This is a genomic window from Achromobacter sp. NPDC058515 (assembly GCF_042721735.1).
In the GTDB taxonomy this organism is placed as follows: Bacteria; Pseudomonadota; Gammaproteobacteria; order Burkholderiales; family Burkholderiaceae_B; genus Achromobacter.
In genome coordinates, this window is the sequence record NZ_JBHXNI010000001.1 from 137920 (window position 1) to 156626 (window position 18707).

An 18707-nucleotide genomic window follows, 5' to 3' on the forward strand; every position below is an offset into this window, starting at 1 on the left:
ATCGCCATTTCAACTCCAATGCCCGATGGGCGGCGCGCGCGTACAGGTCTACAGGCGTAAGCGGCTCGCACAGAATAGGTGTCTGACACCCATGAAACGGCGGCTCAAGTTGGAGATCGTCTCACACGGGTGTCAGACACCGGCAGAACCTCAAGCCTTCACCGACCGATGCCGGCTGATGCTCATCATGATCCCGAACGCAATCCCCATCGTGAACAACGCCGTCCCCCCATAACTCATGAACGGCAAAGGCACGCCGACAACAGGCAGAATCCCCGTCACCATCCCCACGTTCACGAACACATAGATGAACAGCATCATCGTCAGCGCCCCCGACAGCAGCCGGCCGAACTGTGACGAAGCCCGCGATGCGATCGTCAGGCCTCGCGCCATCATCAGGCCATAGAGCACGAGGATGGCAATGCCCCCGTACAGGCCGAATTCCTCGGCGTACACGGCGAAAATGAAGTCGGTGGTGCGTTCCGGGATGAAGTCCAGGTGCGTCTGCGTGCCCTTCATGTAGCCCTTGCCGTACACGCCGCCCGAGCCCACCGCGATCATCGACTGGATCGTGTGGAATCCCTTGCCCAGCGGATCGGAGCTGGGATTGAGCAGCGTGCAGACGCGGTGCTTCTGGTAGTCGTGCAGCACCACCCAGTTCACGTCGGGTTCGCACAACTGGTCTTCGTAGTAGACCAGCGTGCCGATGGCGACGATGCCGGCCAGCATCACCGGCACCAGCAGCTTGAACGACAGGCCCGCGAAATAGATCACGAAAAAGCCCGCGCCGAACACCAGCAGCGCCGTGCCCAGGTCGGGCTGCAGCACGATCAGGCCGAAAGGCGCGGCCAGCATTGCCGCGGCCGCCAGGAAGTCGCGGATCCGGACGGCGCCTTCGTGGCGCTGGAAGTACCAGGCCAGCATCATCGGCACGGCGATCTTCATCATTTCGGATGGCTGGATGCGCGTCACACCCAGGTTCAGCCAGCGGGTCGCGCCCTTGCTGGTTTCACCGAAGAACTCCACGCCCAGCAACAGCACCACGCCCACCACATAGAAGGGCAAGGCCAGCTTCATCAGCCACTTGGGCGGAATCAGCGCCATGATCCACATCGCGAAGAACGCGATGACAAAGTTGCGCGACTGTTCCGCGAAGCGCCAGTCGGTGCCGCCCACCGCCGAGTGCATGACGGTCAGGCCCAGCGCGGCAAACATCAGCAGGATCGCCAGCAGCGGCCAGTCGAATGCCGTGAACACGCGCAGCAGGATAAGGCCCAGTCGCTTCATTGTTGACGCACCAGGTCGGAGGTAATGGTTTCAACGGTGGCCAAGGGATCGGCGCGCTCGGGCCGCACGATCCTGTCCTGCCTGTCCTTGGCGAGCCAGTAGTCGAACACCTTGCGCGCGACCGGCGCCGCCACGCTGGCGCCCCAGCCCGCGTTCTCGACGATCAGCGACACAGCGATGCGGGGATGCTCCAGCGGCGCGAAGCCCATGAACAGGGCATGGTCGCGCAAGCGCTCGTCGATGGCGCTGGCGCGGTAATGGCCGCCGCGCAGGCTGAACACCTGCGCGGTGCCGGTCTTGCCGGCGGCCTGGTACGGGGCATTGGCGAACGCGCGGCGCGCCGTGCCGGCCCGCACCACGTCGGCCATCGCGTTCTTGATCACGTCCACGTTGGCCTGCTTGAGCGGAATGCGGTAGTCGGGCGTGGACTCGGTGGGCTTGGCCACGCCCGTGCGCGGGTCGCGCACGGCATGCACCAGGTGCGGGCGGCGGAACAGGCCGTTGTTGGCCAGGGTGGACGTGCCTTGCGCCAGTTGCAGCAGGGTGAAGGCGTTGTAGCCCTGCCCCACGGCCACGGAAATCGTCTCGCCCGCGTACCAGCGCTGGCGCTCCTTGTCCTTGTAGGCGGCCCGCTTCCAGTCGGTGGACGGCAGCACGCCGCGCTTCTCGCCTTCCAGGTCGATGCCGGTGATCTGGCCAAAACCGAACTGCTTGGTGAAATCGTGCAGCGCATTCACGCCGATTTCGGGCCCAAGCGAATAGAAATAGGTGTCGGACGACACCACGATGGCCTTGTGCATGTCCGTCATGCCGTAGGCCGCGCCGCCGGCGTTGCGGAATTTCTGCCCGCCGAACTCGTAGTAGCCGGGATCCGAGATGCGGTCCGTGGCGCGGCGCTTGCCCAGCTCCAGGGCGGCCAGGCCCACGAAGGGCTTGTACGTGGAGCCGATGGGATAGGTGCCGTACAGCGGACGGTTGATCAGCGGATGGTCCGGCGATTCGTTCAGCATGCGCCAGTTGTCCACGTCGATGCCGTCCACGAACAGATTGGGGTCGAAAGACGGCTGCGACACGAAGGCCAGCACCTCGCCCGTGTCCGGGTCGATCGCGACCAGGGCCCCGCGCTGCCCCTCGAAGGCTTCTTCGGCCACCTTTTGCAGGCCCAGGTCGATGGACAACATGATGTCCGAACCCGGCACCGGGTCGATCCGGCGCAGCGTGCGCATGGGGCGCCCGCCGGCGGTCACTTCGACCTCTTCCAGGCCGGTGCGGCCGTGCAGCTGCTCCTCCCAGGTTTTTTCGATGCCCTTCTTGCCGATGACCTCGGTGCCCCGGTAGTTGCCCAGCTGGCCAGCACGGTCCAGCTCTTCGTTGTCGCCTTCGGCGATGCGGCCGATGTAGCCCACCACGTGCGCGGCGGACAGACCTTGCGGGTACTCGCGCACCCAGCGCGCGCGCAGCTCCACGCCCGGAAACTGGAAGGAGTGCGCGGCGAACCAGGCGGCCTCGGTCTCGTTCAGGTTGTTGCGCAGCTGCAGGCTGGCGTAGCGGCTGGACTCCGCGGCGCGGCGCTTGAAGCGCCGCTGATCGGTCGGGCTGATGTAGACGACCTCGGTCAGGCGCTCGAACAGCTCATTCATGTTGCCCGCTTGGGCGGGCACGACCTCAAGCGTATAAGTGCGGTAGTTCCGCGCCAGGACCTCGCCATTGCGGTCCAGGATCTCGCCGCGGCGCGGCGGGATCGGGACGACCGCGATGCGATTGCGGTCGGCGCGTTCGGACAGGCCCTCGTAGCGGTCGACCTGCAGATACCAGAACCGGCCGATCAGCACGCCAAAGCAGATCAGCGCGAAAACGCCGCCCACCCAGGCGCGCAGGCGAAAACGCTGCTTCTGCTGCTGGCCGGTTTTCTTGAATTCGAACATGACGCAACGCCGCCGTCAGGCGGAGGAAGATTCGGCGTCGTCGGCACCGCGCTGCGGCAAGTGCAGGACCCAGCCCGCCAGCGGCCACAGGGCGGCGGTCAGGAGCACGCTGATGCCCCAGTCCCAGCCCGGCCATTTGCCGGCCAGCCACGCATGGATGATCTGGGTCACGAAGCGGGCGATGAAGAACACAGGCAGCATGTGCATCGCCTGGCTCCAGAGATCGAAGCGCTGCAGCCGGCGGTGCAGGACCACGGCGCCGTAGGCGACCAGCGTGTAGGACAAGGCGTGTTCGCCGAGCAGGCCCGCATCGTGCACGTCCATCAGCAGGCCGAAGAAGAATGCCGTGAACAGGCCGACGCGGCGCGGTTCGTGGACGCACCAGAAAGCGATGATCAGCAGCAGCACGTCGGGCGCGCCCTGCCACAGCCGCCAGGGCAGCAGCGACACCAGCCAGACGAGCAGCACCGTGCCCCACACGAACACGCCGTGCGCGGGGCCGGACAGCCTGTCGGGCTGCACGTTGCTGGGCGTACCCAGGCGGCGCCGGGGTTGCCCGGCGGATTGATTAGTCCGATCCACCGGAATCGACCTCCTGACGGTTGGACTCGGCGCGGTCCACATCCACCTGCAGAACCAGGAAGTGGCGATAGCGTTCGGGGTGGGCCAGCGGTTCACACACGGCGCGCGCGAAACCCGATGCGGTGTCGCGCTCGACCGAGGTCACCTTGGCCACGGGCAGGCCGGCGGGGAACAAGCCGCCGACGCCGCTGGTGACGATAGTATCGCCTTCCTTGATGTCGGCATTGGCCGCCAGGTAACGAACTTCCATTTTTCCGGGCGAATTGCCCCCGAACGCGATCAGGCGCAGCCCGTTGCGCAGCAGCTGCACGGGGATGGAGACCTGTTCGTCGGTGACCAGCGCCGCCTCGGCCGTCATGGGCGTCACGCGCACGATCTGGCCGACCACGCCGCCTTCGTCGATCACGGGCATGCCCGGCGCCAGGCCGGCCTTGCTGCCCTTATTGAAAACCAGGCGCTGGGTGAAGGCGTTGGTGGGCTCGTACATGACCTCGACCACGACGGCGGATTGCGCCACGGTATCGGTCACGCCCAGGAGACGGCGCAGTTGCGAGTTCTCGGCGGCCAGCTGGGCCGCGTGCGAGGCAACCTGGGCCAGCTCGATGCGCTGGCGCTGCAAGGCTTCGTTTTCGCTGCGGATGAGGTTGGCCGCGTTGACCCACTCGTTGACTTGCTGGACGAGGTCGCGCGGCGCCATGACGGCGCGCTGGAAAGGGTAAAGCGCCACGGATATCGCCCGGCGCGCCGGTTCCAGCATGCGCCATTGCGAATCCATGATGATCAGGGCCAGGGCAAGGACGACCAGAACGACCAGCCGCACCTCCGCGGGTGGGCCGCGCCTGAATAGGGGAGGAGTCCCTTGTCGTTGCATGAATCTCAGCCCGGGCGCCCGCGTCCGTAGCCACCGCAGCGGCCGGAGCCGTGAAAAAGCGGGGCTCCGGGCCGGCGGGCAGTATTAGTCGTTGATGAAGATGGCGCCCAGTTTCTCAAGGTGTTCCAGCGCTTCGCCGCAACCGCGCACGACGCAAGTCAGGGGATCGTCGGCCACCACGACGGGCAGGCCGGTTTCTTCCTGGAGCAGGCGGTCGAGGTCGCGCAGCAGTGCGCCGCCGCCGGTCAAGGCAATGCCCTTGTCGGTGATGTCGGCGCCCAGTTCGGGCGGCGTCTGCTCGAGGGCGATCTTCACGGCGGAAACGATCTGGTTCAGCGGATCCGTCAGCGATTCCAGGATCTCGTTGGACGAGACCGTGAAGCTGCGCGGCACGCCTTCGGCCAGATTGCGGCCCTTGACCTCGATCTCGCGGACTTCGGAACCCGGGAATGCCGAGCCGATTTCCTTCTTGATGAGTTCGGCCGTGGGTTCGCCGATCAGCATGCCGTAGTTGCGGCGGATGTAGTTGACGATGGCTTCGTCGAACTTGTCGCCGCCGACGCGCACGGAGCCCTTGTAGACCATGCCGCCCAGCGAGATGACCGCCACCTCGGTGGTGCCGCCGCCAATGTCGACGACCATGGAGCCGCTGGCGTCGGACACGGCCAGGCCGGCGCCGATGGCCGCGGCCATGGGTTCTTCGATCAGGAAGACGTGGGAGGCGCCAGCGCCCAAGGCCGATTCACGGATGGCGCGCCGCTCAACCTGGGTGGAGCCGCAGGGCACGCAAACGATGATCCGCGGGCTGGGCGCCAGCATGTTGCGGGGGTGCACCATGCGGATGAACTGCTTGAGCATCTGTTCGGTGACCGTGAAGTCGGCGATAACGCCGTCCTTCATGGGCCGGATGGCCTCGATATTGCCGGGGACTCGGCCGAGCATCTGCTTGGCTTCGTGGCCGACGGCCTGGATGATCTTCTTGCCGTGAGGCCCGCCTTCATGACGGATTGCGACCACGGAGGGCTCATCGAGAACGATGCCCTTGCCGCGGACGTAAATCAGCGTATTGGCGGTACCGAGGTCGATCGCCATATCGCTGGAAAAATAACTGCGCAGGAATCCGAACATGGGAGCTCAGCTAAATTCTGGGGGGAATTGGGGTCATGCCGTGGGGCGTCTGGCCCGAAAAACGAGGGGCCCGCCTGTCATCACGGCGATTAAACCGTGAATCATAACTTATAATTTCACCGGAAATAGCGCATAAATGCAGGCTATTCAAGCTTTGTAACGGGTTTGGCGTATGCATACTGCCCCAGTCCCGCCCTTCGGCCTTCGCTTATCGATTTTGCAATCCCCCATGGCGCTCAATGACAAAGATGTGGCCCGCATTGCCCGGCTGGCCAGAATCGAACTGACCCCCGACCAGCGCACCATTGCGCAGGCCGAACTCAACGGCATCCTCCACCTTATCGAACGGCTCCAGTCCGTCGACACCCAAGGCGTCGAACCCCTGGCCCACCCTCTGTCCGCCCATGAGGACATTGTGCTGCGCCTGCGTGAAGACGCCGTGACCGAAGCCAGTTCGGAAGCCCGCCGCCAGGAGCTGTTGGCCAATGCTCCCGACGCCCAGGACGGCTTGTTCCTGGTTCCCAAGGTCCTGGATTAAGTCATGACGAAACCCGCTCTGCACACCCAATTCGAGGGGATCGCCGCGCTGCGCGCGGCCCTCGCGCAACGCCAGATCAGCGCCGTAGACCTGGCGCAAAGCGCCTTGGCGGCCGCCGAAGCGGCCAGCGGCCTGAATTCCTTTTTACATATTGACGCCGAATTGACGCTGGCGCAGGCCCGCGCGGCCGACGCCGCCCTGGCGGCCGGCACGGCCGGCCCCCTGGCCGGCATCCCGATCGCCCACAAGGACGCCTTCGTCACGCGCGGCTGGCGCACCACCGCCGGCAGCAAGATGCTGCAAGGATACGTCAGCCCCTTCGACGCCGCCGTCGTGGAACGCCTGGGCGAGGCCGGCGCGGTGTCGCTGGGCAAGCTGAACTGCGACGAATTCGCCATGGGTTCCGGCAACGAGAACTCCGCCTACGGCGCCGTGAAGAACCCCTGGGACCATGCCGCCGTGCCCGGCGGCTCCTCGGGCGGCTCCGCCGCCGCCGTGGCCGCGCGCCTGGTGGCCGCCACCACCGGCACCGACACCGGCGGCTCGGTGCGCCAGCCGGCCGCCCTGTGCGGCGTCAGCGGCATCAAGCCCACCTACGGCACCGTGTCGCGCTACGGCATGGTGGCTTTCGGCTCCAGCCTGGACCAGGCCGGCCCGCTGGCCCCCAGCAGCCGCGACCTGCTCGAATTGCTGGACGTCATCAGCGGCTTTGACCCGCGCGACGCCACCAGCCTGGAAAAATGCGACGGCGCCGTGAACGAGCCCGGCCGCGTGCGCCGCGACTTCGACGCCGCGCAAGGCCGTTTCGACGCCGCCGGCAGCCAGCCCCTCAAGGGCCTGCGCATCGGCGTGCCGGAAGAGTACTTCGGCGCCGGCCTGGCGCCGGACGTGGCCGCCGCGGTGGAAGCCGCGCTGGCGCAGTTTGAAGCGCTGGGCGCCGTGCGCGTGCCGGTGTCGCTGCCGCGCACCGAACTGGCCATCCCCGCCTACTATGTCATCGCCCCCGCCGAGGCATCCAGCAACCTGGCCCGCTACGACGGCGTGCGCTATGGCCACCGCGCCGCGCAGTATGGCAACCTGGACGAGATGATCAGCCGCTCGCGCGCCGAAGGCTTCGGCGACGAGGTCAAGCGCCGCATCCTGATCGGCACCTATGTGCTGTCCCATGGCTACTACGACGCCTACTACCTGCAGGCGCAGCGCCTGCGCCGCCTGATCGCCCAGGACTTCCAGCGCGCCTACGCCGGCCAGTGCGACGTCATCATGGGGCCGGTCACACCCACGGCCGCCAAGAACATCGGCGACAACCGCGACGACCCGACCGCCGACTGGCTGGCCGACGTCTATACGCTGGGCGTCAGCCTGGCGGGCCTGCCCGCCATGTCGATCCCCTGCGGCTTCGGCGGTGAAAAGCAGAACCGCCCCGTCGGCCTGCAGATCATCGGCAACTACTTCGACGAAGGCCGCCTGCTGGCCATCGCCGACCGCTACCAACACGTGACGGACTGGCATAAGCGTGCCCCTGTCCAGCAAGGCTGAGAACATGAACTGGGAAATCGTCATCGGCCTGGAAACGCATACCCAGCTTTCCACCGACTCCAAGATTTTTTCGGGTAGCAGCACGCAATTCGGCGCCGCGCCCAACACGCACGCGAACGTGGTCGACCTGGCGTTGCCGGGCAGCCTGCCGGTCATGAACCGCGGCGCGGCCGAACGCGCCATCCGCTTCGGCCTGGCCGTGGGCGCGACCATCGCGCCGCGCTCGGTCTTCGCGCGCAAGAACTACTTCTATCCCGACCTGCCCAAGGGCTACCAGATCAGCCAGTACGAGCTGCCGGTGGTCGTGGGCGGCTCGCTGTCGTTCTTCGTGGGCGAAGAAGAAAAAACCGTCAACCTGACGCGCGCCCACCTGGAAGAAGACGCCGGCAAGTCCCTGCACGACGACTTCAACCTGGCCAATGGCGCCCCCGCCAGCGGCATCGACCTGAACCGCGCCGGCACCCCGCTGCTGGAAATCGTGACCGAGCCCGAAATGCGCTCGGCGGCCGAGGCTGTGTCCTACGCCCGCGCGCTGCACAGCCTGGTCGTCTGGCTGGGCATCTGCGACGGCAACATGCAGGAAGGCTCGTTCCGCTGCGACGCCAACGTGTCCGTGCGCCCCGTGGGCCAGAAGGAATTCGGCACCCGCACCGAAATCAAGAACGTCAACTCGTTCCGCTTCCTGGAACGCGCCATCGTCTATGAAGCGCGGCGCCAGATCGAGCTGATCGAGGACGGCGGCACCGTCGTCCAGGAAACCCGCCTGTACGACGCCGACCGCGACGAAACGCGCAGCATGCGCAGCAAGGAAGACGCGCACGACTACCGCTACTTCCCCGACCCCGACCTGCCCACGCTGGTGATTTCCAGCGCCTGGGTGGACGAGGTCCGCGCCTCCATGCCCGAACTGCCGGCCGCCCAGCGCGCCCGCTTCGAATCGGAATATGGCTTGCCGGCCTACGACGCCGCCCAGCTGACCGTCAGCCGCGACCTGGCCGCCTACTTCGAGGCCGTGGCGCACGCGCTGCCGGCCGGCCAGGCCAAGCTGGCCGCCAACTGGGTCATGGGCGAAGTCGCCGCCGCGCTGAACAAGGAAGAAAAGGGCATCGCCGATTCGCCCGTGCAGGCGCCGGCGCTGGCCGTCCTGATCGGCCGCATCATCGACGGCACGATCTCCAACAAGATGGCCCGCGAAGTCTTCGGCGCCATGTGGGCCGGTGAAAGCGGCGGCGACGCCGACGCGATCATCGACGCCCGCGGCCTGAAGCAGATCAGCGACACGGGCGCTATCGGCGCCATGATCGACGAGGTGCTGGCGGCCAACCCGGCCATCGTGGACGAGTACCGCGCCGGCAAGCAGAAGGCGTTCAACTCGCTGGTCGGCCAGATCATGAAGGCCGCCCGCGGCAAGGCCAATCCGCAGCAAGTGAACGACCTGCTCAAGCAGAAGCTCGACAGCTGATCGCGTCTTAGGGATTCAGGCTGATAAAGGGCCGCGGCACATTGCCGCGGCCTTTTCTTTTGGGAAGAATGGGGCAAAGCACCTATCGCCCGGAGGCCGCCATGTCCCCTTACATGAGCAGCTTGCCGAGCGACTGGACGCGCTCATAGAGGCAGCGCGCGATGGCGCCCGCGTGGTCGTTACGCGCGACGGAAAACCGCATGCCCAAATCCGTCCCGTCAATCCCATGATGAGTGCAAAGGCCCACTGGGCGCTGGAGTCACTGACAACCTTTCCGGCGATCCAGCACGACAGCTACGAAAGCTGGTGGGCAGCAGTAAAGCCGGTGCACGAATGAAACTCGTACTTGACGCGTCGGTAACGCTCAATTGGTTGAATCTGCCCGATCAGCCCTTCCGGGCAACTGCTTTCCGCATCCTGGAGGGGCTTGACGACTACATAACTTGCGTACCGACAATATGGTCTTTAGAAGTCGCCCATGGCGCATTGCGCGCGGAGCGCTCAGGCATGGCAGACGCAAGCGCCCTCGCGCAATTTTCGGAGAACCTGAACAGCGTACCGGTCGTTGAAGAACTGCGTCCGACGCCCCTTTGGCTCCCCGGTTCTCCGGTATGGCTCGCCGCATGCCCACGACGTCCGGCAAAGTACGGGCGCTATCACATGGCGCCCCCGCCCTTACTTCACCCCGTACTTCGTCCGGTACGCCAGCACGGCGTCGCGGTTTTCGGCAAACGATGCATCGTCCTGCAGCAGGGCCAGGATGTCCGTCAGCGACGCGATCGCCACCACCGGAATGCCGTAGGTCTTGGCCACGTCCTGCACGGCGGAATGCGGCGACAGGGCGTCGTCCGGGCCCGCGCGTTCCATGCGGTCCATGGCGATCAGCACCGCCGCGGGCTCGGCGCCCGCCGCGCGGATGATCTCCACGGATTCGCGTACCGACGTGCCGGCCGTTATCACGTCGTCGATGATGACGACCTTGCCCTTCAACGGCGCGCCGACCAGCGTGCCGCCCTCGCCGTGGTCCTTGGCTTCCTTGCGGTTGTACGCGAACGGCACGTCGCCGCGGCCCTGCATGTCCGGATGCCCGGCCAGCGCCACGGCGGTGGCCGTGGCCAGCGGAATGCCCTTGTACGCCGGGCCGAAGAGCATGTCGAAGGCCACGCCCGAGTCCAGTAGCGCCTGGGCGTAGAACTGCGCCAGCTTGCCGACCGCGCCGCCGCTGTTGAACAGTCCGGCGTTAAAGAAATAGGGACTGATACGGCCCGACTTGACCTTGAAGCTGCCGAAACGCAGCACGCCCTCGCTCAAGGCGAAGCGGACGAATTCAAGGGCGGTGGCGGAGGAATGGGCGGCGGGCATGCGTGAAGATCCGGTAGGTGGCAAACCCCGGCATTTTATCCGTTGTCGGGGCCATTCCCGGGACGGCGGCGCCGAGTCGGTTAAATTCCTGGCATTGCCCGGGCCCTCGCGGCCGCACTATAGGAGTTTCGCTTTGCTGCGCATCACGTCGATCAACCTCAATGGCATCCGGTCCGCCTTCCGCAAGGGCCTGCAACCGTGGATGGAAAAGCACGCCGCCGACGTGCTGTGCCTTCAGGAAATCAAGGTGTCCCACGATGACCTGACCGACGACCTGCGCCATCCGCCGGGCTACACCGGCCACTTCCACCATGCGGTGAAGAAGGGCTACAGCGGCGTGGGCATCTACCTGCGCGACGCGGCGGAGCGCGTGAACATCGGCCTGGGCTGCGAAGAATTCGACCCCGAGGGCCGCATCATCCGCGCCGACTGGAAGAATCTGTCGGTGATCAGCGCCTACCTGCCCTCGGGCTCCAGCGGCGACGAACGGCAGCAGGCGAAGTACCGCTTCCTGGACCGCTTCGCCCCCTGGATCGACGCCCTGATGCACGAACACAAGACGACCGGCCGCGAATTCGTCATTTGCGGCGACTGGAACATCGCGCACAAGGAAATCGACCTGAAGAACTGGAAGGGCAACCTGAAGAACTCGGGTTTCCTGCCCGAGGAGCGCGCCTGGCTGACCGACGTGTTCGACAAGCGCGGCTTCGTGGACGTGTTCCGCACCATCGACGACCGGCCCGACCAGTACACCTGGTGGAGCAACCGCGGCCAGGCCTGGGCGAAGAACGTGGGGTGGCGCATCGACTACCAGATCGCCACGCCCGGCATCGCTGCCAAGGCCCGCAACGTGGCCATCTACAAGGACGAGCGCTTCTCGGACCACGCGCCGCTGACGATCGACTACGACGCGACGCTCTGACCGTCGTCATTCGCCCCCGGCAGCGAGGCGGCCGCCTCCTGCCGTAGCCACGCCAGGAATGCCGCGGCGCGCGGGTCGTCCCCAAACGGCCGGGGCGACAGCAGGAAATACGCGGACCCGTCCCGCACGAATCCGCAAGGCGCCTCCAGCCGATGGTCGCGCAGCGCGTCTCGCACCATGAGCGCGGACCCGATGGCCACGCCCAGCCCGGCGGCGGCGGCCTGCAGGCTCAGGTAGAAGTGTTCATAGGCCGGCCCCGGCCGGCGCGGCGCCCGCCTGCCCGACGCCTGGGACCATTGCCGCCAGGCCTGCGGACGCGTGGCGCTGCCCAGCGCCGCCGCGCCGCCCCACGCATCCGCGCCCGCGCCGTGGTCCCGAACTGCGGCCAGCCCGGGCCGGCAGACCGGCCCCGTCCATTCCTCGCACACCTTTCCCGCATGCAGGGCGGCATCCCACTCGAAGTCATTGCGGCGCAAGGCCACGTCCACGCCCTGCGCCGCGAAATCGACCGGGCCGCCGGCCGCGTACAAATGCACCTGCATGCCGGGATGCCGCCGCTGGAACTCGGGCAGCCGGGGAATCAGCCACATCATGGCGATCGTGGGTTCGCAGGACAGCACCAGCGGCGCATCCGCCGCCGGCTGCCGCAACGCCGTCAGCCCCGCCGCCAGCTGCTCGAACAGGCTGCGTGTCACGCCCAGCAGCTGCCTGCCGGAATCGGTCAGGAAAACCGCCCTATTGCGCCTTTCGAACAGTGTCAGCCCGAGGGCCTGTTCCAGCAGCTTGATCTGGCGGCTGACCGCGCCATGCGTCACATGCAGCTCTTGCGCGGCCTTGCCGAACGCCTCGTGGCGGGCGGCGGCGTCGAACACGCGCAGGGTGTTCAGGGGCGGAAGCTTCATAGAGGTTGGTGAATTTTTCTGACGGATATGCGGCATTAAAAATCGTTTTTCGTGTCCGCGCCAGCGTCCCACAATGGGCGCCCCTGAGCCTGCCCCTGGATCCGCCATGACCGAACTGATCGCCGTCGCCCTCATCACCGTGCTTGCCGTCATCAGCCCCGGCCCGGACTTCGCCATGGTCACGCGCTACAGCTATCTCTTTGGCCGCGGCACCGGCCTGACCTGCGCGCTGGGCATTGCGCTGGGGGTGCAAGTCCATGTGTTCTACACGATGTTTGGCGTGGGCCTCCTGGCCCACCATGCGCAGCCGGTGCTGCAGGGCATCAAGCTGGCGGGCGCGTGCTATCTGGTCTACATGGGCTGGAAAACCTTTTTCAACCGCACGCCGGTCAGTCGCGACCTGTCCGCGCGCCCCGCGATATCGGCGTGGCGCGCGCTCTACGGCGGCTTCCTGACCAACGCGCTGAACCCCAAGACGACGCTGTTCGTGGTCAGCACCTACACGCAGCTGGTCTCGCCCGGAACGCCGTGGACCCGCCAGCTCGGCTACGGGCTCTTCATGTCGGCCGCCCACTGGGCGTGGTTCAGCCTGGTCGCGTGGTCGGTCTCGTCGCCGCTTCTGCGCCGCGTCTTGCTGGACCATCAAAGCGTGGTTGACCGGTGCGTGGGGGCAATCCTGGTGGCGCTGGGCGGCGCCCTGGCGGTGGCGCAGGTCTGATCGACCGCCCGTCGCGTGATTTTTCTCAAATAAATAATGGGGACGTATAAATACGAAATCCCCTCGACGACCGGTCAAAATAGCCTGGCCCACTAGACGTGAGCTTGCCCGGGGAATCATCGCTCCCTATGGAAACAATATGAGATTAAACGGGGACATATTAATTTCCCCAGGGAATTCAAGCGCCCTCCGCTAAATTCCGGCTATCGGCGCCATTGCTCCGTCTTCTGCCGCGTTTATACGTCCCTTATTTATCGCCAAAAAAACTTCTTTGATATCAAGGCGCTGGCCCACTTTCCGCCTTTGCGCGGGCCAACAATTTGCCCCTACAATCCCGCACCATACAGGTGCAGCCATGCACCAAAACAAATTCTTCGCGCCCCAAAATGGCGCAGTCCGCACCTATTCGAAGCACCCCCAAGGAGATCATGTTGAAAGTGCAGAGTCTGGACGACTTTCTGCGTGGCGTCGCCGCGCGCGATCCGCAGCAGCCTGAGTTCATGCAAGCCGTCCAGGAGGTGATGCTGAGCCTGTGGCCTTTCATCGAAAAGCACCCCCACTACGCCGAGCATGCCCTGCTCGAACGCCTGGTGGAACCCGAACGCGTGATCCAGTTCCGCGTGTGCTGGACCGACGACCAGGGCCGCGCCCAGGTCAACCGCGCCTTCCGCATCCAACACAGCTCGGCCATCGGCCCGTTCAAGGGCGGCATGCGCTTTCATCCCTCGGTGAACCTGTCAATCCTGAAGTTCCTGGCCTTCGAACAGACCCTGAAGAACTCGCTGACCACGCTGCCCATGGGCGGCGGCAAGGGCGGCTCCGACTTCGATCCCAAGGGCAAGTCCGACGCCGAAGTCATGCGCTTCTGCCAGGCCCTGATGATCGAGCTGTACCGCCACCTGGGCCCGGACACCGACGTGCCCGCCGGCGATATCGGCGTGGGCGCGCGTGAAGTCGGCTTCATGGCCGGCATGATGAAGAAGCTCTCGAACTCCACCGCCAGCGTCTTCACCGGCAAGGGCCTGACCTTTGGCGGCAGCCTGATCCGCCCCGAGGCCACCGGCTACGGCACCGTCTACTTCGCGGAAGAAATGCTCAAGCGCGTGGGCAAGTCTTTCGACGGCCTGCGCGTGTCCGTGTCGGGCTCGGGCAACGTGGCGCAATACGCCATCGAGAAGGCCATGGCGCTGGGCGCGCGCGTGGTCACCATCTCGGACTCGAACGGCACCGTCGTGGACGAAGCCGGCTTCACGCATGAGAAGCTGGTGGCGCTGATGCACATCAAGAACGACCTGCGCGGCCGCCTGGACACGTACGCCAGGCAGTTCGGCCTGCAGTACGAAGCCGGCAAGCGCCCATGGCACGTGCCGGTGGACGTGGCCCTGCCCTGCGCCACCCAGAACGAACTGGAACTGGCCGATGCCCAGACGCTGATCAAGAACGGCGTGCTGTGCGTGGCGGAAGGCGCCAACATGCCCGCCACCCTGGAGGCCGCCAAGGCCTTCATCGCCGCGCGCGTGCTGTATGCCCCGGGCAAGGCCAGCAACGCCGGCGGCGTGGCCGTGTCGGGCCTGGAAATGGCCCAGAACTCGGCCCGCCTGGCCTGGACCCGCGAAGAGGTCGACACCCGCCTGCACGCCATCATGCGCGACATCCACGAGAACTGCGTGCGCCACGGCCACAGCGCGCGCGAATACGTGAATTACCTGGACGGCGCCAACATCGCCGGCTTCGTCAAGGTCGCCGACGCCATGCGCCAGCAAGGCCTGTACTGATCCGGGGCAAGCCGCGCCGGCCGAACCGGCGCGGGCGGGCAAAAAAAAGGCGGCCGACTGGCCGCCCTTTTTTTGCCCGCCGCAACGGACGCGACGCGCTCAGTGCTTCATTGCGCCGTGATCGTGGCTCATGCCGGGATTGTGCGAGGCTGGCATGACCTTGAACTGCACGGCGACTTCGCCCGCCTGCTCGAACTTCAGCGTGGCCGGCACGCTGGCGCCGTCCTTGAACGGCGCCTTCAGCTTGATGAACATGACGTGGTAGCCGCCTGGGCTGAGCTTGACCCCGGCATCGGCCGGCAACGCGATGCCGCCTTCGACCTGGCGCATCTTCGACACGCCGTTCTCGGTCTGCACCGTGTGCAGCTCGACGCGCTCGGCGGCGTCCGAGCTCACCGACAGCAGGCGGTCGGGGGTCTTGGCGTCGTTGTCGATATCCATATAGCCCGCGCCGTTGGCCTGGCCGGGCGCGGAGGCGCGGACCCAGAGGTCGTCGACCTCGATCTGCCCCACCTTGTAGTCCTTCGCCCACGCCGAACCGGCCGTACACAGGCCCAGGGCGGCAATGGCAGCGAACTTGCGGATGTTCATGGGTGTACTCCTGAAGGGTTAACGCCGCCGGACCAGGCTGCGGGCGGCTGACAGAACCGAGTCGGTCAAGGCTTCCATCGCCTCGGAGTTTACCCGCCAATGCTGCCAATAGAGCGGCACGTCTTCCCAGGCGCGCCCCCGCAGCAGCACCAGTTGACCGGCATCAAGGTGCTCCTGCACGAGCGGCAGCGGATTCATGGTCCAGCCCAGGCCGCCCAGGGTGGCCTGCACGAATGCCCGCGTGGACGGCACCCACCATACCGGCGGCTGCCACGGCGCGGGGTCCGCGATCTTGTGCGCAAAGCGCGCCTGCAGGGCGTCCTTGCGGTTGAACACCAGCACGGGGGCCTGCGCCAGCGTCTGCGCGTTGACGCCGGACGAGAAGTAGCGCTTGTGATACTGCGGGGTGCAGGTGGCCACATAGCGCATGCTGCCCAGCGCATGGATGCGGCATCCCTGCACCGGATCGGCCAGCGTGGTCACGGCGCCCAGCACCGAGCCGTTGCGCAGCAAGGCCGCGGTGTGGTCCTGGTCTTCGGACTGCAGGTCCAGCGTCGCGCGGGTGCGCGCCGCGAACTGCAGGGCCGCGTCGACAAACCAGGTCTCCAGGCTGTCGTGGTTGACCGCGACCGGGATGCTGGCATGCGGCACATCGTCGTCCGTCACGCCCAGCCGGTTCAGCGCGTCGTGCTCAAGCAGGGCCGTCTGCTCGGCGAGCTGGACCAGCACCTGGCCATCCGACGTGGCCGCGGCGGGCACGGTGCGCTGGACCAGGAGCCGGCCCATACGGTCCTCCAGAGCCTTGATCCGCTGCGACACCGCCGACGGCGTGACGCTCAGGGACAGCGCGGCCCGTTCGAAACTGCCCTCGCGCACCACGGCGGCCAGCGCCCTCAAGTTGCCATGATCGATTTTCACTGGATTAGCTTTGCTTAAGATAGTGAAGGAAAATTAGCTGTATTTCACATCCACGGCAAGTGAAAATAGCACATTGCCGGAGCGCCCCAGCGCCCGGCGTTGTCATTAAAGCGCCGCCCACAGGCGTTGCAGTCACAGGTACACGCATCATGTTCGCCACCTTGTCATCCCCCCTCTTTCTCACTGCCTGGGCCAGCGGCACGGCCACCGGGCTGGGCCTGTTCGCCGTCGTCGGCGCGCAAAGCGCGTTCATCCTGCGCCAGGGGCTGATGCGCGCGCACCTGCTGAGCGTGGTCGCCATCTGCGCGCTGATCGACGCCGTCTTCATCTTCGCCAGCGTATCCGGCCTGCAGGCCCTGACGTCCTGGTTCCCCTGGCTGACCACCGCCGTGCTGTGGTTCGGCGTGGCCTTCCTGGCCTGGTACGCCGTGCAATCCGCGCGCCGGGCCTGGACCGCGACGGGCGGGCTGGCCGCCGCGCGCGACGTGGTGCCCTCGCGCCGCGCCGCCATGCTGGGCGCGCTGGGCTTTTCGCTGCTCAATCCGCATTTCTGGCTGGACATGGTGGTGGTCGGTTCGCTCGCGCATGGCTTTGAAGACGCCCGCATGGCATTCGCGGCCGGCGCATTCACGGCCAGCCTGCTGTGGCTGGCCGTGCTGGGCATCGGCTCGCGGCTGTTCGCGCGCTTCTTCGCCAGCGCGTCCGCCTGGCGCATCCTGGACGGCATCATCGCCGCGGTCATGGCCGGCCTGGCGGTCAGCCTGGCGGTCAAGGGCGTCTAGGGCCAATCCCAATGGCTGGACGGCTACCGGGTGGTGATTGCCCAGGTGCTCCAGCAATATGGGCACGGCCTGCCCGCCCGATCACTTTTATAATCAGCCCGTTGCCACTCTTTCGTCGGGCGCACGCCCGGCCCGCCAGACGATCATGCGCGGACCCTCCATCAACAAAGACGTGCGCCTGCCCCCGCTTGCCGCCATCCAGGCGTTTGAAGCCGCTGCGCGGCTGGGCTCGTTCGAGCGCGCCAGCGAAGAACTGTTCGTCACCGCCAGCGCCATCGGCAAGCGCATCGCCGCGCTCGAGGCAATGCTGGACGTCTCCCTCTTCATCCGCAGCAGCCGCGGCGCCACGCTGAGCGCCGCCGGGGGCGAATACCTGGAACAGGTGCGCACGGCGCTGGACCTCTTGTCCGACGCCTCGCTGCACAAGCGCGGCGAGCGCAAGCTGGAGACGCTGCGCGTCGTGTCCACGCCCACGTTCGCGCGCCAGGTGCTGATCCCCTACCTGCCCGGCTTCACGGCCGCGCACCCCGATGTGGAACTGGAGATCATGCTGTCCATCCCGTACCTGGACATCATGCCGCCCAACGCCGACGTCTGGGTGCGCTTTGGCAGCGGCAAGTATCCCGGGCTGCATGCGCGCCAACTCACCGACGACCCGGTATTCGCGGTCTGCTCCCCCGCCTACCTGAAAGCGCGGGCGCCATTTCTGCGCCCCGAAGACCTTGCCCACGCGGACCTGCTGCGCTGCCCGATGGAGCCGTGGCGCCCCTGGCTGGCCGCGGCCGGCCTGGACTGGCCCGAGCCCTCGCGCGGCGTCTGGCTGGTGGACCTGGGCATGATGCTGGCGGCCGCGCACGCCGGCCAGGGCATTGCGCTCACACGCCGCGGCCTGGCCGCCGAATGGCTCGACGAGGGCAAGCTCGTGCGCTTGTTCGACATCGAGATCCCCGGCGAATCCCAATACCACCTGTGTACGGAATCCTCGCGTCTGCCCGGCGGCGCGGCCCAAGCGTTTTCCCTATGGCTGGCCGACGTGTGCAAACAGGCATCCCAATGGCCACGCGGCCTGCGAGCCGGTCAGGAATAAATTTCCAGCCCCGTGCGGAATGAAATTCCGTGCGCCGCCGCGCCACGCTGGCTAGGATGCGGCCAACGCGACTGTCCCTTGCCGGCTTCCCGCCCGCCCCACGCCGCCCATTCCGTTCCTCCTCATGCCGCTTTTCAGCGCAATGAAAGGAACCCCGCGCGTCCGTACTAGGTATTTACGCGGAAAAACCCCGCCGGGTCAGATTCGCGTAAGCGATTAAGCAGACAGTCACGACACGCGACACAGGAGAGCGCCACAACACTTCATTCCGCCGACGGGCGCCGGCATACGGTTTTCCACGCAGTTCTACTAATTACA

17 protein-coding genes are annotated in these 18707 nt (G+C 66.3%); 8 read left to right on the forward strand and 9 right to left on the reverse strand.

The genetic code is table 11. From position 1 onward, the window contains the following. Positions 1 to 150 precede the first annotated feature (150 nt). From rodA to ACFWP0_RS00660, 5 genes are all read right to left on the reverse strand, one after another. Positions 151 to 1287: a rod shape-determining protein RodA gene (rodA, locus tag ACFWP0_RS00640; protein WP_377839023.1), complete on the reverse strand. Its 1137-nt coding sequence runs from the start codon at positions 1285 to 1287 to the stop codon at positions 151 to 153. Next, positions 1284 to 3212 carry a penicillin-binding protein 2 gene (gene mrdA, locus ACFWP0_RS00645; protein ID WP_377839025.1) on the reverse strand — a complete coding sequence of 643 codons (1929 nt, stop codon included), beginning with the start codon at positions 3210 to 3212 and terminating at the stop codon, positions 1284 to 1286. The genes rodA and mrdA overlap by 4 nt, the downstream gene beginning before the upstream one ends. 15 nt (positions 3213 to 3227) lie before the next feature. Continuing rightward, positions 3228 to 3794, reverse strand: coding sequence for a rod shape-determining protein MreD (gene mreD / locus ACFWP0_RS00650; protein WP_377839026.1), 567 nt, complete (start codon positions 3792 to 3794; stop codon positions 3228 to 3230). Then, positions 3781 to 4665: a rod shape-determining protein MreC gene (gene mreC, locus ACFWP0_RS00655; protein ID WP_377839028.1), complete on the reverse strand. Its 885-nt coding sequence runs from the start codon at positions 4663 to 4665 to the stop codon at positions 3781 to 3783. The genes mreD and mreC overlap by 14 nt, the downstream gene beginning before the upstream one ends. A gap of 84 nt (positions 4666 to 4749) precedes the next feature. After that, positions 4750 to 5793 carry a rod shape-determining protein gene (locus ACFWP0_RS00660; RefSeq protein ID WP_006216320.1) on the reverse strand — a complete coding sequence of 348 codons (1044 nt, stop codon included), beginning with the start codon at positions 5791 to 5793 and terminating at the stop codon, positions 4750 to 4752. Positions 5794 to 6022: 229 nt separating this feature from the next. Here ACFWP0_RS00660 and gatC point away from each other — a divergent pair, with 229 nt between their 5' ends. From gatC to gatB, 3 genes are read left to right on the forward strand one after another with little or no spacing between them, the layout of a single operon-like run. Further along, positions 6023 to 6331: an Asp-tRNA(Asn)/Glu-tRNA(Gln) amidotransferase subunit GatC gene (gene gatC / locus ACFWP0_RS00665; protein WP_377839029.1), complete on the forward strand. Its 309-nt coding sequence runs from the start codon at positions 6023 to 6025 to the stop codon at positions 6329 to 6331. 3 nt (positions 6332 to 6334) lie between these two features. After that, the gene (gene gatA, locus ACFWP0_RS00670; protein ID WP_377839030.1) at positions 6335 to 7870 is read left to right on the forward strand and encodes an Asp-tRNA(Asn)/Glu-tRNA(Gln) amidotransferase subunit GatA; all 1536 of its coding nucleotides are present in this window, start codon (positions 6335 to 6337) and stop codon (positions 7868 to 7870) included. Positions 7871 to 7874: 4 nt separating this feature from the next. After that, on the forward strand, positions 7875 to 9332 hold the full coding sequence (gene gatB / locus ACFWP0_RS00675) for an Asp-tRNA(Asn)/Glu-tRNA(Gln) amidotransferase subunit GatB (protein ID WP_377839031.1): 1458 nt from the start codon (positions 7875 to 7877) through the stop codon (positions 9330 to 9332). Between the two features lie 675 nt (positions 9333 to 10007). Here gatB and pyrE read toward each other — a convergent pair. Then, on the reverse strand, positions 10008 to 10694 hold the full coding sequence (pyrE, locus tag ACFWP0_RS00680) for an orotate phosphoribosyltransferase (protein WP_377839033.1): 687 nt from the start codon (positions 10692 to 10694) through the stop codon (positions 10008 to 10010). Positions 10695 to 10827: 133 nt separating this feature from the next. Here pyrE and ACFWP0_RS00685 point away from each other — a divergent pair, with 133 nt between their 5' ends. Then, positions 10828 to 11616: an exodeoxyribonuclease III gene (locus ACFWP0_RS00685; protein ID WP_377839034.1), complete on the forward strand. Its 789-nt coding sequence runs from the start codon at positions 10828 to 10830 to the stop codon at positions 11614 to 11616. Here ACFWP0_RS00685 and ACFWP0_RS00690 read toward each other — a convergent pair. After that, the gene (locus ACFWP0_RS00690; RefSeq protein ID WP_377839036.1) at positions 11598 to 12518 is read right to left on the reverse strand and encodes a LysR substrate-binding domain-containing protein; all 921 of its coding nucleotides are present in this window, start codon (positions 12516 to 12518) and stop codon (positions 11598 to 11600) included. The two genes, ACFWP0_RS00685 and ACFWP0_RS00690, sit on opposite strands and share 19 nt — an antisense overlap. 106 nt (positions 12519 to 12624) lie before the next feature. Here ACFWP0_RS00690 and ACFWP0_RS00695 point away from each other — a divergent pair, with 106 nt between their 5' ends. Beyond that, positions 12625 to 13236, forward strand: a complete 612-nt coding sequence (locus ACFWP0_RS00695; protein WP_377839037.1) for a LysE family translocator — start codon at positions 12625 to 12627, stop codon at positions 13234 to 13236. A 428-nt stretch (positions 13237 to 13664) separates the two neighbouring features. Further along, positions 13665 to 15011 (forward strand): NADP-specific glutamate dehydrogenase, encoded by a 1347-nt coding sequence (gene gdhA / locus ACFWP0_RS00700; protein ID WP_377839039.1) that lies wholly within the window; start codon positions 13665 to 13667, stop codon positions 15009 to 15011. A gap of 99 nt (positions 15012 to 15110) precedes the next feature. Here the strand turns inward: gdhA and ACFWP0_RS00705 are convergent, their stop codons facing one another. Then, complete coding sequence (locus ACFWP0_RS00705) at positions 15111 to 15602, reverse strand: copper chaperone PCu(A)C (protein WP_377839040.1); 492 nt, start codon at positions 15600 to 15602, stop codon at positions 15111 to 15113. 18 nt (positions 15603 to 15620) lie between these two features. Further along, positions 15621 to 16520, reverse strand: a complete 900-nt coding sequence (locus ACFWP0_RS00710; protein WP_377839041.1) for a LysR family transcriptional regulator ArgP — start codon at positions 16518 to 16520, stop codon at positions 15621 to 15623. A gap of 149 nt (positions 16521 to 16669) precedes the next feature. Here ACFWP0_RS00710 and ACFWP0_RS00715 point away from each other — a divergent pair, with 149 nt between their 5' ends. Together ACFWP0_RS00715 and ACFWP0_RS00720 are read left to right on the forward strand one after the other, a co-directional pair. Continuing rightward, entirely contained in the window at positions 16670 to 17302 is a 633-nt protein-coding gene (locus tag ACFWP0_RS00715; RefSeq protein WP_377839043.1) for a LysE/ArgO family amino acid transporter, read from the forward strand. A gap of 145 nt (positions 17303 to 17447) precedes the next feature. Continuing rightward, entirely contained in the window at positions 17448 to 18389 is a 942-nt protein-coding gene (locus ACFWP0_RS00720) for a LysR substrate-binding domain-containing protein (RefSeq protein ID WP_377839044.1), read from the forward strand. Positions 18390 to 18707 lie beyond the last annotated feature (318 nt).